The 14,629-nt window shown below is 46.9% G+C and carries 16 protein-coding genes and 1 pseudogene; 16 read left to right on the top strand and 1 reads right to left on the bottom strand.

Annotated elements, in window-relative coordinates; all coding sequences use genetic code 11:
- The 9 genes from NFS31_RS12265 to NFS31_RS12225 form a co-directional block, all read left to right on the top strand.
- The coding region (locus NFS31_RS12265; RefSeq protein WP_251495419.1) for a hypothetical protein at positions 1-458 on the top strand (458 nt) is incomplete at its 5' end.
- 305 nt (positions 459-763) lie between these two features.
- Positions 764-1,627 carry a PdaC/SigV domain-containing protein gene (locus tag NFS31_RS12260; RefSeq protein WP_251495416.1) on the top strand — a complete coding sequence of 288 codons (864 nt, stop codon included), beginning with the start codon at positions 764-766 and terminating at the stop codon, positions 1,625-1,627.
- A gap of 89 nt (positions 1,628-1,716) precedes the next feature.
- On the top strand, positions 1,717-2,529 hold the full coding sequence (locus tag NFS31_RS12255) for a hypothetical protein (protein ID WP_251495413.1): 813 nt from the start codon (positions 1,717-1,719) through the stop codon (positions 2,527-2,529).
- Positions 2,530-2,606: 77 nt separating this feature from the next.
- Entirely contained in the window at positions 2,607-2,864 is a 258-nt protein-coding gene (locus NFS31_RS12250; RefSeq protein ID WP_251495411.1) for a hypothetical protein, read from the top strand.
- Positions 2,818-3,039 (top strand): hypothetical protein, encoded by a 222-nt coding sequence (locus tag NFS31_RS12245; RefSeq protein WP_251495408.1) that lies wholly within the window; start codon positions 2,818-2,820, stop codon positions 3,037-3,039. Before NFS31_RS12250 ends, NFS31_RS12245 begins: the two co-directional genes overlap by 47 nt.
- Positions 3,040-3,111: 72 nt before the next feature.
- Positions 3,112-3,948 carry a hypothetical protein gene (locus NFS31_RS12240; RefSeq protein ID WP_251495405.1) on the top strand — a complete coding sequence of 279 codons (837 nt, stop codon included), beginning with the start codon at positions 3,112-3,114 and terminating at the stop codon, positions 3,946-3,948.
- A gap of 77 nt (positions 3,949-4,025) precedes the next feature.
- A complete protein-coding gene (locus NFS31_RS12235; protein ID WP_160228539.1) occupies positions 4,026-4,898 on the top strand; it encodes an Rpn family recombination-promoting nuclease/putative transposase in 873 nt (290 codons plus the stop codon).
- Positions 4,899-5,086: 188 nt separating this feature from the next.
- Entirely contained in the window at positions 5,087-6,547 is a 1,461-nt protein-coding gene (locus tag NFS31_RS12230; RefSeq protein ID WP_251495402.1) for a hypothetical protein, read from the top strand.
- The gene (locus NFS31_RS12225; RefSeq protein WP_251495399.1) at positions 6,540-8,105 is read left to right on the top strand and encodes a hypothetical protein; all 1,566 of its coding nucleotides are present in this window, start codon (positions 6,540-6,542) and stop codon (positions 8,103-8,105) included. Before NFS31_RS12230 ends, NFS31_RS12225 begins: the two co-directional genes overlap by 8 nt.
- On the opposite strand, the pseudogene NFS31_RS27695 reads toward NFS31_RS12225, so the two are convergent.
- Positions 8,049-8,168: pseudogene (locus NFS31_RS27695) on the bottom strand (DUF6783 domain-containing protein); the annotation flags it as partial. The gene NFS31_RS12225 and the pseudogene NFS31_RS27695 overlap by 57 nt on opposite strands.
- Positions 8,169-8,320: 152 nt before the next feature.
- Here NFS31_RS27695 and NFS31_RS12220 point away from each other — a divergent pair.
- The 7 genes from NFS31_RS12220 to NFS31_RS12190 all read left to right on the top strand — a co-directional run bounded on the left by NFS31_RS12220 (position 8,321) and on the right by NFS31_RS12190 (position 14,404).
- Positions 8,321-8,635, top strand: coding sequence for a hypothetical protein (locus NFS31_RS12220; protein WP_251495396.1), 315 nt, complete (start codon positions 8,321-8,323; stop codon positions 8,633-8,635).
- A 76-nt stretch (positions 8,636-8,711) separates the two neighbouring features.
- On the top strand, positions 8,712-9,974 hold the full coding sequence (locus NFS31_RS12215; RefSeq protein WP_251495393.1) for a tetratricopeptide repeat protein: 1,263 nt from the start codon (positions 8,712-8,714) through the stop codon (positions 9,972-9,974).
- 36 nt (positions 9,975-10,010) lie between these two features.
- Positions 10,011-10,556: a hypothetical protein gene (locus NFS31_RS12210; RefSeq protein ID WP_251495390.1), complete on the top strand. Its 546-nt coding sequence runs from the start codon at positions 10,011-10,013 to the stop codon at positions 10,554-10,556.
- 46 nt (positions 10,557-10,602) lie between these two features.
- Positions 10,603-11,130, top strand: coding sequence for a hypothetical protein (locus NFS31_RS12205; protein WP_251495387.1), 528 nt, complete (start codon positions 10,603-10,605; stop codon positions 11,128-11,130).
- Between the two features lie 56 nt (positions 11,131-11,186).
- Positions 11,187-12,251 carry a hypothetical protein gene (locus NFS31_RS12200; protein ID WP_251495383.1) on the top strand — a complete coding sequence of 355 codons (1,065 nt, stop codon included), beginning with the start codon at positions 11,187-11,189 and terminating at the stop codon, positions 12,249-12,251.
- 105 nt (positions 12,252-12,356) lie between these two features.
- Positions 12,357-13,526, top strand: coding sequence for a contractile injection system protein, VgrG/Pvc8 family (locus tag NFS31_RS12195; RefSeq protein WP_251495380.1), 1,170 nt, complete (start codon positions 12,357-12,359; stop codon positions 13,524-13,526).
- Positions 13,527-13,588: 62 nt separating this feature from the next.
- Positions 13,589-14,404, top strand: coding sequence for a tetratricopeptide repeat protein (locus NFS31_RS12190; RefSeq protein ID WP_251495377.1), 816 nt, complete (start codon positions 13,589-13,591; stop codon positions 14,402-14,404).
- Positions 14,405-14,629 lie beyond the last annotated feature (225 nt).

Raw genomic sequence — 14,629 nt, 5'->3', positions numbered from 1 at the left:
GCTATAAGGTGTATTATGCATTATATGACGTAGACGGCAACGGAACCCCCGAATTATTTATCGGGGGTCCATGGGGAAGAAATACGCCGCCTGTGATTTATGATATTTTTACCTTTGATAATGTCCAGGCGATTAACCCATTTACTGAGTTATATGATGGGTTTGGGCATAGAACGAATCTGTATTTTTATACAAATGGAATCTTTGAAGTACACTGGAGCAATGGTGGCTATGATAATGGGGAAGATTTTTACAGGCTTTCAGAGAACGGTTACAGTGTGGAATTTATAGAAACAGTGTCACGTTTTTATGGTGGCTATGAGGAAAACAGATTAAGATATTATCATGATGCAGAGAGGAAAAAAGAAATATCACAAAAGGAAGCTGATGCGATATTACAAAAATACATGGCTGTAGGCGAAGCGGATTTAAAGTGGTCTGAAATAGTAAAGGAATGATACGCATACCTGGATTGCAGATGGCAGGAAGCGCCGGGGAGCTGTCGGTTGTATTGGCGGAATGGAGCAGAAAAAGATTTGAATACGTTGTCAGCTCAGAGGAGAGGCTTTAAGATATCGTATTATATAAACAAGAAGGATGACGATACATTTTTCAGTCCGGAATGATTATGCAAAAGAATTTTATAAAATATTAACAGGTGGAGATTTGGAAATTGCTGACACAAAAGAATCTTTATATGAAAACAAAAATAATAATTAAGCTGTATACAGATTTTATTTTAGAAAGGTGAGATGGGGGACATATGAATTATATGATTGTGACATTGATTGGTTTATTATTGAGCTTTAACAACAATCTAAGTGCAGAAATAAAAAATACAGCGCATATGGAAGAGACAGCCGATGAATCAGCTTCCGGCGGCAAGGCGTGTACAGGTATGGAAAAACAGGCATACATTGAAATGGTTACCGGAGAAACAACAATGAACGGATTGGGAATCAAAGATTGTATCATTACAGCCGATTACTGGCCAAACCCGGATAATCACAGAGATCCCTGTTTATTTGCATCGATCCGATATCCGCAGATATCGGGAATGGAAGATAAATCTATTGAGAAAAAAGTAAATAATTTATTAATAAACGCTGCAACGCAGTCGCTCAATAATAGAAATGCAGATCAGACGCTGAGACTGTTTAATAATATCGTAAATCATGGATTAAATACTTTTTGGAGCGGTGAGAATGAATATAATATAATTTATGTTGGAGATAAGAGTATCAGCGTGGGTTATGAGGGAATGGTATATTTCGGAGGAGCTCATCCATCGTCGTTTCATGATTATATTACAATTAACCTGCTCAGCGGCGAGATGGTCCCATTCACTGATTACTTTTCAAAAGAGGACGTAATAAAGGCGATCCGCTCTTTAAAATTTGAGATGCTTGAAGGACAGTACAGTCCGGGAGGATATAAAGGTGACGAGCCCAGGATAACAGAGGGATTTGTTACAGCGATAAAAAAGTTAGAGGAAAGTTCAGACAGCTTTATGGGAAACATATATAATTTTGCGATAGACGACCGTTTTGCTTATATACGCTTTCCATTTGATGATTCATTGAATAGATATGTTATTTTAAAGTTCCGTCTGGATGCATTGAAATAAATGGCCTGCTGTGTTATCAGACAGGCGGTTGCAGCCCAAAGCAAACGAAGCGGAAAATTTAAATTCATATTGGGAAAGGCGGTATGATTATGAATCAGATTATTATAAACCTGATATGCTTATTATTAAGCTTCAGCAACAGCATGTGCTCAGACATGGAAGGAAAGGGATATATTGAAACAGTAAGTAATGAGACAACAATCAATGGCCTGAAGATTCAGGAGCATACTATTAGATCCTATTACCGGAAGGAGGGGGAATTTGTTCAAAGACCCTATTTAAACGCAGCGATCCGGTTTCCCCAGATAACGGATATGGAAGACGTATCCGTACAGAGAAAAATAAATAAGGGGCTGAAGGATGCCGCGACGCAGTCGCTCAGTTGGGAGAATGCAGATCAGACATTAGAAAAGTTTCATGATATCGTGTATAATGATGAATCAACCTGGTTCTGGTACGGTGAAAATGAATACGAAATTCTTTCAGTAGAGAATGAAAGTATAGGAATTAAGTATGAAGGAAGGAGTTACTTTGGAGATGAAGATTGCATGCAGTTCAGCGATTATATCACGTTTAGCTTAACCGATGGAGAACGGATTCCATTTACAGATTATTTTTCCAGAGAGAAGGTGATCCGGGCCATAGAAGAATTGAAGTACGATTGGATACAAGGAGAATACATACGCAGATATAAAGGCCGTTATGAGAGGTATGAACCAGAAGAAGTGGAAAAACTTGTGTCCACGGTGAGAAAACTGGGAGATACGGCTGATAACTGGGGAAGATATTTTGGAACGACTTATTATTTTGCTATGGATAGAGAATACGCGTATATCAATTTACATTTTTATTATATGGATCAATATGCGGTTTTGAAATTCGATCTGGACGATCTAAGATAAAAATGGGCGGGGTGAAATGGAATAATGCGGGCTGGAGGCAGAAGCAGGATTCGGGATAAGGCGCGGGAAGAAGGGGAATGAAATATAAGGCAATTTTAATTTTATTGGCATTAGCACTGACATCATGCAGCTATCCGGGACAGGACGTCCAGGACGGGAGCATCGCCCGGCAGACGGATGAACAATGGGACAGCTCAGATGTATGTCAGGAATATGTGGGGCGTCAGTTTGGTTATAGGGTGAACCTTTATTTTTATTCTAACGGGATTTTTGAGGTGGACTGGAGCAATGAATTATGGAGTGGATTTCTACAGACTGTCATCGGATGGGTATAATGTATATCCTGTTGAAAGTGTGTCAATTAAAGTGCCGTATGATTTGATTATAGGATTTTACCATGATGCCGAGTCAGAGGATGGGATATCAGAAAAAGAATATGATGCAATATTACAAAAATACATAGATGCAGGAGAAGCAGATTTAAATTGGTTTGAAATAGTAAAGGAATGATATCTGCGGAGAATAGAAATTGCTGATGTACTGGAGAAGGAGGAGACATTTTACTTTGAAAACGACGGATGGATGCAGAACTTTTTTGACGGGACGAAGCGGGGAGAGGGAGGTATGGGCATGAGCGCAGGCGTTATACAGAATATATATCCATTATTTGAACGGAACCGGATCCTGAAAAAGGAGATGCTCTGGTCCCTGAGGGACTATGCCTTTGCGCACGCCGGGGTGGAGTACCAGGAATACGGGCAGGGGATCCTGCGGGGGTGCGGGCTGAGCGTACAGGGGGAGGAGATAGCCGTCCGCCCCGGGCTCCTGAAATATGGCCAGGCTGTGTGCATTATGATGGAGGAAGCCAGGATCCCGTTTGGGGCGGCGCAGGAAATGCGGTATTTACATATGGCCGTGCGGGAGGACAGGAGCGCCCCGGACTACATCGCTTACCGGATGGAGCTTGCGCTGTCAGGGGAGGAGAAGAAAGGCGATGGGGTGTTTGAGCTGTGCCGTTTCCATTTGAGGAAGGGGGCGGCGCTGCGCACGGAATATAAGAGCTTTGCGGATATGGAGACGGAATACGACACAATGGACGTGACGCATGCGGACTGGGGAGGACTGGGAGGAAAGAGCCTGGCCCCGGCGGTGACGCGGCGGTTTGCGGAGGAGATCCTGTCAGAGCGGGGAAGCCGCGAGGAGGATCGGGCGTTTGCAATGCACTGCCTCTGCGAAGCGGGAGCCATGCCGGCCCGGGCGCTGGCGGCGTATGCGGCGGGGCGTATGGGTGGAGACATGGATGAATACATGGACATGCGGAAAGTGTATGGGGCGCTGCGGCGCATCCTGGAGCAGTCCGGGCGGGGAGAGGAGCGGACGGGAGGCCGGAGGGAGAAGCGGAAAATTTTGGTGGATTAACATACCTGGGCTGGCCACAGGGCTTCCGGTCTGGTACAATAAAATGTAACAGGACAAAAGGAGGGATAAAGAGGAATATGTCAGAATTTTTAATGAAACCCAGGATAGATTTTGCCTTTAAGGAGATCATGATGGACGAACAGGCGCGCATCGGCTTTTTATCGGCCATGCTCCGACTGAACCCGGCGGATATCCGGGAAACGCGGGTGCTGAATACAAGCCTGAGAAAATTTCACAAGGATGAAAAACAGGGCATCCTGGATGTCCGTATTCTGCTGAACAACGATACGGAGATCGATATCGAGATCCAGCTTTCAGCGCTTTCCGTGTGGGCGGATCGCTCATTGTTTTACCTGGCAAAAATGTATACGGAACAGATCCATACAGGCCAGGATTATACGGTATTTAAAAAGTGCGTGGGAATCAGCATCCTTGATTTTGATCTGTTTAAGGGGGAAAGCGAATTCTACTCGCGCTTCCACCTGCGGGAGGACACGCGGCAGACACTTTTTACGGATAAGCTGGAATTCCATGTGGTGGAGCTGCCAAAGCTCCCAAAGGAGTTAAAAGAGGACAGCGACGAAATCCTGCTGTGGGCGAAATTCATAAACGCAGAGAAAAAGGAGGAATTTGACATGCTGGCGGAAAAGAACCCGTATATCGAAAAGGCATATGAGAAGCTGCAGGTGATCAGCCGTGACCGTGAGAAGCGGATGGAATATGAGGCGAGGGAAAAGGCGATTCTTGACCATAACCAGATGATGCTGGAGGCGAGGGAGGGCGGCTTGAAAGATGGGCTTGAACAGGGGATTAAAGCGTTTATCCTGGACGGTTTGGAGGATAACCTGACAAAGGAGAGGATACTTTGTAAGGTTGAACGGCATTTTGCGCTGACAAGGGAGCGGGCCGAGCATTACTATAACCTTTTTTCGGCGGCAAAGGATAAATAGTATCTGAATCGGGCGGTTTTGGGGGCCGGCCGGAGGCAGGAAGGAGGTTTAACGCAGCGGATCCAGGCTATCGGAGAAAAAGACAAGGAATATGGGAAGTTATTTCGAGACAGTTCCTTAGCATCATAACAGAGGTGAACGGGCATGGGAGGGCGTCTCTTGCCGGGATCCTGCCAAAAGATTCGGGGATGGCTGTTTTAAAAAAGAAACTTCGCACAATTACCATTTCTTATGAAAGGCAGGAAGAGCATCAGACGGAGGAGACGGTTTTATTTGCAGGGCGGATCCGGACATACAGCGTCAGAAATGAAGGGGAGCTCTATTATTTTGAGGCGGAATGTGTAACAGCAACGGCAGAGTTCGACAGTGAAAAGAAATACCGCTCCTTCCAGGATGCAAAGATGACCTACAGAGAGCTTGTGCGCAATGTGGCGGGGGATACGGGTACGGTTTTGATCACAAAGAGAGGAAATGAGACACTCCCCCACGCCCTCATTCAGTATGGAGAAACCGACTGGGAATTCCTGAAACGGATAGCCGGTTATCTGGAGGCGGTCCTCGTGCCGGATACATACCATGAAGTCCCCAAGGCTGCCGTCGGGCTGGTACAGGGGAAGCGATACGAAACAGGCATCGGGGACATCTATGAGATCGATAAGCAGACAGGGCGGCGCAGGGGCGAAGGGGATAAGCTTTTCATCACAGTGAAGGGAACGCCGGAAATGCATATAAGCGACAGAGTATCCTGTTATGGGAGAGAGCTTATTATATTAAAAAAGGAAGTCCGGCTTGAAAAGGGCCTTCTTTGCTGTACCTGCCGGCTTGGGCGGGAGGAGGCCGGGCGGGTACAGCCTCATTTTAACGATTGTCTCTGCGGTTTGCATTTGTCCGGCCTTGTGGAGGAGAGGATTGGCGAAAAAATGAAGATCGCGCTTGATATTGACAGAGAGGCGAAACAGGAGGCGCTTTGTGAGTGGCCATATCTGCCTGTCACAGGGAACGGGATGTATGCCATGCCGGAAACAGGAAGCCGCGTCTGCCTGTATTTCCCGGACAGCAATGAAAAAAATGCATTTATAGCAGGCTGCCTTCCCGGGGAAGGGGAGGAGGAACGGCGCCCTGAGTACAGAAATCTGGAGACGGCGGAGGAAAACAGGCTGGAGCTGTTCCCGGGTGAGATGAGGATCAGGCGTGCGGATCACAGCCTGAATCTGTCAAACCGGGACGGCGTCAGCTTTACGACCAGCCGCCGGATACGGATGGTTGCAGAGGGGAATATCACAATTCAAAACGAAGGGATCGCAAAGGTGCTGGCCGGGACATCCGCCCATATGGAATGTTTTAAGGGCCGGGAGAATTCGATCCATATGGAGGGCCTGGAATGTACGATTAAAACAGGCCGGTTTCTGACAAGCGATGCGGGAAGAAAGGCGGAACAGGTACAAAACCAGGATCCAAAGACCGCCTGGAGAGCCGCGGAGACGGCGAAAAATATGGCGCTTCAGGCAATGGGCGCAATTCCGGCCCCACAGGCGGATGGGATCGCGGGAAAGGCGCTTGGAGGGATACCCGCCTGTGCGGGAAATGGTATGGATTTGGATGTTTCAGGAGTAATGGGAGTTATATTTGGAGGGGATTTAGATGAGTGAAGGGATTAGCGCGCCGGCATTAGTGTATTGTAATTGTACGAAAGAGAAAGAGATCAGTGACGCGGCTGAAGAAAATTTTGAAATTTATCAATATTTAACGGTGGATCCGGACGGTGACAGGAACATTTTCTGTACGGATTATCCGTTTATATTTGATGAAGACTGTAAACCATATATAAATATAAAGCCTTTCCCGTTTTGCCGGTCAAGATTTTATGAGGAAGCCGTAAAGAATTTAGAGGAGTACGCCAGCAGGAAATGTATAGAGGCAGAGAATGAAGGAAACACAACGGAAGCCGTCGTGTGGGGCCAGCGGGCATCAGAGTTTCACAATATATGCCTGAATGTCCAACAGCAGAAAATGCTGTCGGAAAAGCAGTACCCATGCCTGCTTCAGGTGTTGGATCGATGGTTTAACAGTACGAAGGCAACGGTTACGGAATATTTTAATTGGTCGAAAGAGACATGGCAAAACCTGGAGCGGATTCAGAAAACCTTTATGCAGGTTATACAAAAGGCAAGAAAGAAGCTGAAAGACGGCCAGCCAGGTTTTATAGAGACGGCATGGGAACGCTTTAACCGTGCTTTTGAAGCGATAAAACCTGATTTTGATAATATAATAATTGATGAGTTTTCTGATAGTTTTTATTTTGATCTGGAACAAATCAAGAGGGAGTGGCATGCGGCATGGAATGAGAAAACGGAGGATCCACTTTCAGGTTTTGACAGGAAAACAAAGAGCATGTCGAAGGTAATAGAACTATTATCTGATATGGTTTGCGATGAGCTGTTTTTTGCAGATCATCAGGAGCTGGTATCAAAAAATATGGAAAGAGTAAGGGACATATTTCAGGATTTTTATGAGGCGGTATCAGAATTAGATTATGATGATGATCTGGATTTCAGGGCAATACTGGAGCAGTTTAAAACGGATTTGAACGGATTGCAGTTTAAGGTAGAATTTAGGGATACGCAAAAAGATTTCATAAGCAAAAATTCATTCCTTGTGTGTCGGTGTGGAGGGATTATCAGGGTTGTATATAGCGGACAGGATATGGATAGAGGATTTTACAAATTAGAGAGTAATGTGGTAAAGTTTCTTCAATGGATAGAGAGAGATTTTCATACATTGATAACGGAAACAACATTATGGGATTATTGGGAGGTAGGAGTTTCATTTGTAGATGCATATAATTTTGTGAGATTTATTTTGCTCTCATCAGGTAATGCAAGTCAGTTTGATACATATTATCATGCTATCTATCGCGACCGTGTCATGAGAGGGTATGGAGCAGAAATGAATATCACCATAAAATCAGCGAGCTCAAAAAATAAAGAGGAACATAATAAAAGTGCACTACTTAATTTAATCAGTGCTTCTGTGGGAGCTGTAACATTTGACATGAGTGCGGGAATTCAAATCGCGGCGGCAGCAGCAATGGTTCGACTAGACCCTAATAGTGATAATTTTGCTGGTCTGGGAGCCGCTGTTGCAGGAGCCTCATCGGATGAATTGATTAGCTCTGCTAGAGCGTGTTTGAAAATTGCTTTCTGGTAGCTGTGCGTGCCACTTTGTGGGAGATTTGTGCCAAATGAACGCGGCGTAGTGGGCTACGTTAAGTGAATTTGGCACAAATATACCGCGAAGTGGGGCGTGCAGATGCCAGGAATGAATTTTCAAACACGCTCTAGCAACTTGGGATCAGCATTTTTAATTCTCAAAGGTTTTAAAGGAGCATTATCAGATTTTTTTATCAGTCAAACGCAGATTATGTGGGGGATATTAAAATTGATATACATTTGGGTAGTCATGATATTGCATATGAAAGGGATTATAATGTTATGGGGGAAGAAGTTACAAAAGAACCACGTAAAAGTATGGAAATACGAACGATGTCTTATATGTATGTAGACCCCCCAGGAAGAATACCTACTTCACCTCGGGATATGAAAATAGGTAAAATGGTTGATATCAAATATTTTAAAAATATTATCCGTGTAGACACCACTTTAGCAATAGATCCAGATAAAATAGAGAAAGAAAAGAAAGAGTATAAATTGAATGAAAATGGGATTTATGAAGAGTAAGATAATGTTATCGATATTGGCCTTGATACTGGCCTTATCACTCACGTCTTGCCAGAAAAAACCTGAAACTGGTTTCATGATACATAATATACCAACACAGGACGAGGCCGGACACAATTTTCCGATTCCTGACATACCAGATGATTATACAGTAGATAAGAATCTTTATGTCGCACAGGAAAATGGAATTTATGTATTCATAGAGGGCAGCAGTTTTGATTATGCAGGCATCAATTCGGAATTATGCAAAGGCAATGCCGCTTCCATAAAGGAGCAGTATGAAAGAATGGAGATCCCCGAAAGTGATTTAATCGATTATGCCGCCCTGCAAAATATATTAGGGATAACTGAAATCTATCTGTCGGATTATGCCAAGGCGTATGATCATTTCTGCGATGCAATTCAATTCATAGAAAGGAGGAACCTGCCAGAAAAGGATTCTGTTCTTACAGTTCTGTATAATAATGCCGGGGCGGCGACCATTTACCTGTCCGCTAATGCCCCGGAGGACAGGCGGCTTCTGAAGGCGTCCGGGCTTTGCAGGGATCCTTATATGGGCCTGATAATAGCCATTAACCAGACTGGAAGGATAAAAGTATATGCCTCAGGCCAGGAATGCGAGATAATGATTGCACGGGCAAATGAAATGCTGGAAAAAGAGGAGCTTGTAAACAACAGTACAGGTTTTGTGCATGCATTAGCAATAAAGTGTATTGTACTGGGTTACACGAGACTGGGAAACATGGAGGAAGCGCTCCGGATATTGGAAAAGGCGTTTCCTGAGATACCGGATATGCAGGAATACAGTCTTCTGAAAGCCGGCCTGCTTACGGACAGAGGCATTTGCAAAGAATATTTGGGGGAACATGACGAAGCGCTTCAGGACTTCAGGAGCGCGATAGCGATTCATGGGAAAATACTCGGCAGCGATTCACGCCAGGCAGCGAATACTTATTTCTGGATGGGAATGAGTTATATGGGGGGAGGCAATGCCTCTGAGGCAGCAGTTTGTTTTGAAAAGACGATTCCCGGGATGAGATGTGGGGTGCCAGGGGACAAGTGGAAGATGTATTGGAATGCAGGATATTCGTTTCAACAGTCAGGGGATTATGAGAAAGCGAAAGAGTATTTGTTAAAAGCATATGTACACAATCAGGCGGTTATAAAAGAAGCGGCTGCGTTTGTCGATGAAGAACGGAGATATGAAGTGGAGATAAAAGAAGCATTACGAGCAATATATGAAATGGAAGGAGGAAACAGGAGAAGCTTTGAGCGGTGGCTCAGGCGTGAGGCAAAGAAGGCGGAAAAGGAGGAGAAGCAATACGAAAAGCTTCCGTAATCCATGTATTGGAGAAGGATAACAGGGGGAACAAAAATGGATCGAAATTCTGAATTAAAGGAAAGCGCTGCGCAGGAAACAGGGCGCGGCAGCCAGGGCGATACCGGGGAGGGGGAGCTTAACCGGAAGCGGTATCTGGACGGAAAACGGGATTTCTGGCGGGTGGCGCTATGCGAAACCGTGATCCGGGCATGTTACCTGTGTGTGAACGCCCTGAATGGCATAAATGGCGCAAATGTCCCGGGAGAGGCGCTCGGATATTTCCTGCTGGCGATGATGTTGTTTTTGTCCTATCAGGGCTACAGATGGGCGTGGTATCTGTATTTTGGGATAATGGTATTTAACCTTTTCCAGTTTAGCGTTTTCACAGTCCTGCTCATATCCCGGTGGTATTGGATGCGGTATATATTGACGCATTCAATGCTGGCCGGCTATATCATTGAATTCGCCGGGATACTGGCGATGGCATTTTTTATGATTATAAAAAGGAATGCAGGATATTTTATCAAGTGCCGGAAGATGGAGCGAAAGAAGAAATCAGGCGGCCAGACAGTAAAAGAGGAAAACAGCAGGGAAGGATGAAAGCTGAGCCGTTCCTGTACATAAACAACAAAAAGGAGGGAGCATCATGGAATATTTCCGGATTAGCCAGGATAAGCGCTACCTGCATCCGCCGATCATCACCAACATCCGCGATATCATAAAGCGCCGCTCGGGTGCAGCGGCTGGAAAGGGGGAACAGGTAGCGGATGCAAACGTGGCGTTTATCGCCCCGCAGCCGGAAACGGATTTCCCGGATATTCTGGATGCACAGGTCTTTCTGGTCAGCGACCGGATGAAGGAGGTGTTCCGGATGTACGAGCCGTCGCTGCGGTTTAAGATGGTCTGCGTCCTTGACAATATCAGGGGGGATTATGCGAATTACCATATCCCGCTTTTTCCGGAGGCGGACTGCCTGTCCCCGGAAAGCGTGGTCCTGCCGGATAAAAGCGCGGTCAGGGAGCTGGTCCTCTGTAAGGAGCGGATCGGCCCCGGACGGATCTTCCGGGTGGCCGGGCTTAGGACGGACGCGGCGGTTATCCGGATGGATGTCCTGGAAAGCCTTTTGAGGCGGGGGATACGGGATTTCCGTTTCAGCCGGGTACGGATGGCATGAGGACAGTTCCTGATAATGCAGGTGCCTGAAAGGCAATGGGAAAGGAGGCGGCCCCGGTGGCAGGCATAGTGAACCGTGAAAAGCGGAGAATGGATTTTCTTAAAAAAGTGAATGAAAAGGCGGATGAAGAGCTGAAAGAAGCGGTACGGCGGCTGAAGGAGGATCAGGACAGGATGCGGGATCGCCTGAAGGTCTTCTGGAAGCCGTTTTTGGATGGGCTGCAAAGCGAATACGGGCTGCTTGAGGCAGCGGGGAGCGCCGGCCCGCTTTCCTTCTCCTACCTCTCCTTTCTGCGGAGCGGGATACTGGACGGGGGGCCCTGGCTGCGCATGGATTACTATGATTCCAGAGGACGCGCCTCGGATGTGGAGTGCGGGGGCTGCCCGGACGGATTCCCCGCGTTCCCATATCTCGATAAAGGGTTCAGGGAGATCCGGGAACTGTTTGCCGGCCAGTCGCAGGCGGGCGCGTATCTGGCGGATCCGATCCTGTATGATCTGGCGGATCGCTACAGTGAGGAGATGGAGCCCCTGGTACTGGAATCGCTGTTTACGCTCATTGAGGAAGAGGGGGAGAGGTGGTATGGTTCCGGCGATGTACGTTTTTTTGCAGGGGATTTTCTGGACAGGGCTGAGCCGGCTGCCGAGTGGAGGGACGGGAAGCTGCGCGCGCTCCAGGCAGGGGTGAAGCGGCAAAGGAGAGGAAAGGGAAAAGGCATGGGCTGGGAGGACGAGAGGGTCGTTCATATGCAGAATGAAGAGAGGAAAAAGAAATATTGCAACCTGGATACAGGGATGTACATAAAGGAAGAGCTGATTTGTTTTGAAAGGTTTCATATAGATGAAATGGGCTTCAGCCTGGTTTTGCCCAGGGGCTTTGCAAGGCTTGACGAGGGGGAGAAGGAGAGCGGGGACAGCATGCTTAACTGGTTTGACTTTAAGAGCTATGTTATCACAGGGACGCTTTACAACCTCGCCTCGGTGATTTCATTCAGGGACCGGAGCGTGCTGGGGATGTTTTCCTGCCCTTATGAGCTCAGCCCATGGTGGAAGCCGGTTTACTTAAAAGTATTGGAGACATTTGGCAGCCGTTCAGACAGGCCTGCGCAATGCTTGCGCTGACCGTACGAATGTGCCGGCCGCAGGCATATGGCCCGTCGCGAAGCGGTTTTAAATGGCCGTATGCCGGCAGGGCGGCGGTAAGGTGTGGAGAAAGGAGAGGGGAATATGAAAGCAGTAAATCTTGGCAGCGGGCCGTATCATTTTAAATCGATTTTAAGCTGCAGGATAGAGAAGACGGTAAACAGCCATTTCAGGGCGGAGGTGTCAGGCTATACGGCGGATTCCGTGGAGGAGGCGCTGCGGATTTCGGAGCAGAAGGAGCCGTTTGTCATCTATGCAGAGGAAGAAGGGGAGAAGCGGTCCATTTTCAGGGGGAAGGTGCGCGGGCTGCATATCCGTGCGGAAGGGGATCTGAAGATCGTGACTGTCCGCGCAGAGTCTAATACCTGCCTTCTGGACGGGGAACGCCATATCAGGGCCTTCCAGGATCCGGACTGGACATACCGCGATATCGTCCGCTCCATTGCCGGAAAAGAGAAGGCGTCGGTGATTTATTATGCGGGAAAGAGCGGACGGACCGGCGGCCTGACCGTGCAGTATGAGGAGTCGGACTGGGAATTCCTGAAGCGCCTGGCGGCCAGGGCGGGGACGGTTTTAACGCCGGACTGCACGAATGACTCCATTTGTTTTTATTTTGGGATCCCGGATCAGAAGGAAAAGGCGGCCGCAGGGCCGGGGGAGAGCCCGGAGGTGTCGGTCATCGACGCAGACGGCCCCGGAAAGCGGATTCTGGAATTCCGTCTGGTTTCCAGGGAAATCTGGGAGCTGTGCACGCCGGTTGAGGTTATGGGGACAGAGGCTCTCGTATACAGCATACAGGGAAGGCTGGAGGGGGAGGAAATGATCTGGGATTACCGCTTGAGGAGGCCGGCTGATTTTGAACCCGGGGAGGCGTATAATGCGCGTATAACCGGGGCCTCCCTGTTCGGGAGGGTGACAGATACCAGAAGGGAATTCATACGGCTTAAGCTGGAATGCGGGGATGAGTGTACGCCCGGGAACGCGGTATGGTACCCGTTTGCCACGGTTTACACCTCGCCGGACGGGAACGGCTGGTATTTCATGCCGGAAAAAGGGGAGCGGGCGAGGCTCTGCTTCCCGGATAAAAAGGAGAAGCACGCGTATGCGGTAAACAGCGCCTGGCTGGAGGACGCGCCCGGCCGGAAAAATGATCCGGATGTCAAGTTTATCCGGACGTCCTCCGGAGATACGCCTTGCGCCGGATTCTGTCCTGCTCACCAACCACAAAGGGATGTCGGTGCGGATAGACGATAAAAAAGGGAGCGAAATCAGGAGCCGGGAGAATATTGATCTGAACGCAGAGGAGGGGATTAAATATGAAGCGTATATTACAAATGGCTAAAAAGTGGAAGTTTTGTATTATCTTATTAGTATCTTTATGGATTGTTTCTTCTCTGATAACAGCGTATCAGAATGCGCACATGACAGCTATAGAGCAGGCCGAAAGAATATTGAATACCTGGTATATCCGCGGAAATGTTTCCATGACTATCTGGGAATATAAAAAGCTGTTGAGGCGAACTGAGAAAAAGGACGGGGATCAATCAAAAGATATTGTGGCATTAAAGACTAATCTGGCAACTTTTTATATGGAGAAAAAGCAATATGAGAAAGCGGAGATCTGTCTTCGTGAAGCAGAGGAAATCAGCAATCAAACAGGATTGAAGGAGTGGCCTGTTAATGATTTATACAGAGCATACGGACAATATGAGACATCACAGAGAAATTATGATAAGGCGTTGGAGTATTATGAAAAATCTGTTAAATGGTGTAAGGAATTATATGGAAGTAATTCCACCCAAGGCGGCATTTTATATTTGTTGATGTCGTATACGTATTTGGAAATGGATGATTTGGAAGAAGCAGAAAAATATGCGGAACTGGCGATGATGCCAAGCTATAGGGAGCGGGATCGCCTTTATGTGATTAACGCATTGGTAGCGTCCGGCGATATTCGGATAAGACAGGAGAAATATGACCTGGCGATATCCAGATATGAAGATGCTTATCAATATTACAAAGACAAACTTTTATCAAATACGAAAGAAGATGCCGATATTATGGATGCTATTAGAGAGAAAATAGAAGAAACTAAAAGGATGATGGGGGAGGGCGACGGCGACGGAATGTGATGGAAGTAATTAGAAAGACATTTTCAACTGCCTGCTCCCGGAACTATTCAGCCAGGTTTTGTTTGTGCAATTAACTGCAATAATTAACTGGATTGTTACAGGATAATTTTCATCAGGCTATTATGCTGAAACAGGTGACTTCCAAATAGACCAATATAGGCGTGAGACGCAAAAACCGGAATTAAAAAAATGCCCAGATTTGAGTATTTTAATAGTCATGAATCA

Source organism: Otoolea muris, assembly GCF_943193115.1.
Classification (GTDB): domain Bacteria; phylum Bacillota; class Clostridia; order Lachnospirales; family Lachnospiraceae; genus Otoolea; species Otoolea muris.
The sequence above is the reverse complement of the archived record's forward strand: the minus strand, read 5'-3'. Positions and strand labels throughout refer to the sequence as shown.

Coding starts and splice junctions, on each gene's coding strand:
- NFS31_RS12260 (WP_251495416.1), top strand. CDS start 764: ATGAATTATATGATTGTGACATTGATTGGTTTATTATTGAGCTTTAAC.
- NFS31_RS12255 (WP_251495413.1), top strand. CDS start 1,717: ATGAATCAGATTATTATAAACCTGATATGCTTATTATTAAGCTTCAGC.
- NFS31_RS12250 (WP_251495411.1), top strand. CDS start 2,607: ATGAAATATAAGGCAATTTTAATTTTATTGGCATTAGCACTGACATCA.
- NFS31_RS12245 (WP_251495408.1), top strand. CDS start 2,818: ATGAATTATGGAGTGGATTTCTACAGACTGTCATCGGATGGGTATAAT.
- NFS31_RS12240 (WP_251495405.1), top strand. CDS start 3,112: ATGCAGAACTTTTTTGACGGGACGAAGCGGGGAGAGGGAGGTATGGGC.
- NFS31_RS12235 (WP_160228539.1), top strand. CDS start 4,026: ATGTCAGAATTTTTAATGAAACCCAGGATAGATTTTGCCTTTAAGGAG.
- NFS31_RS12230 (WP_251495402.1), top strand. CDS start 5,087: ATGGCTGTTTTAAAAAAGAAACTTCGCACAATTACCATTTCTTATGAA.
- NFS31_RS12225 (WP_251495399.1), top strand. CDS start 6,540: ATGAGTGAAGGGATTAGCGCGCCGGCATTAGTGTATTGTAATTGTACG.
- NFS31_RS12215 (WP_251495393.1), top strand. CDS start 8,712: ATGATACATAATATACCAACACAGGACGAGGCCGGACACAATTTTCCG.
- NFS31_RS12210 (WP_251495390.1), top strand. CDS start 10,011: ATGGATCGAAATTCTGAATTAAAGGAAAGCGCTGCGCAGGAAACAGGG.
- NFS31_RS12205 (WP_251495387.1), top strand. CDS start 10,603: ATGGAATATTTCCGGATTAGCCAGGATAAGCGCTACCTGCATCCGCCG.
- NFS31_RS12195 (WP_251495380.1), top strand. CDS start 12,357: ATGAAAGCAGTAAATCTTGGCAGCGGGCCGTATCATTTTAAATCGATT.
- NFS31_RS12190 (WP_251495377.1), top strand. CDS start 13,589: ATGAAGCGTATATTACAAATGGCTAAAAAGTGGAAGTTTTGTATTATC.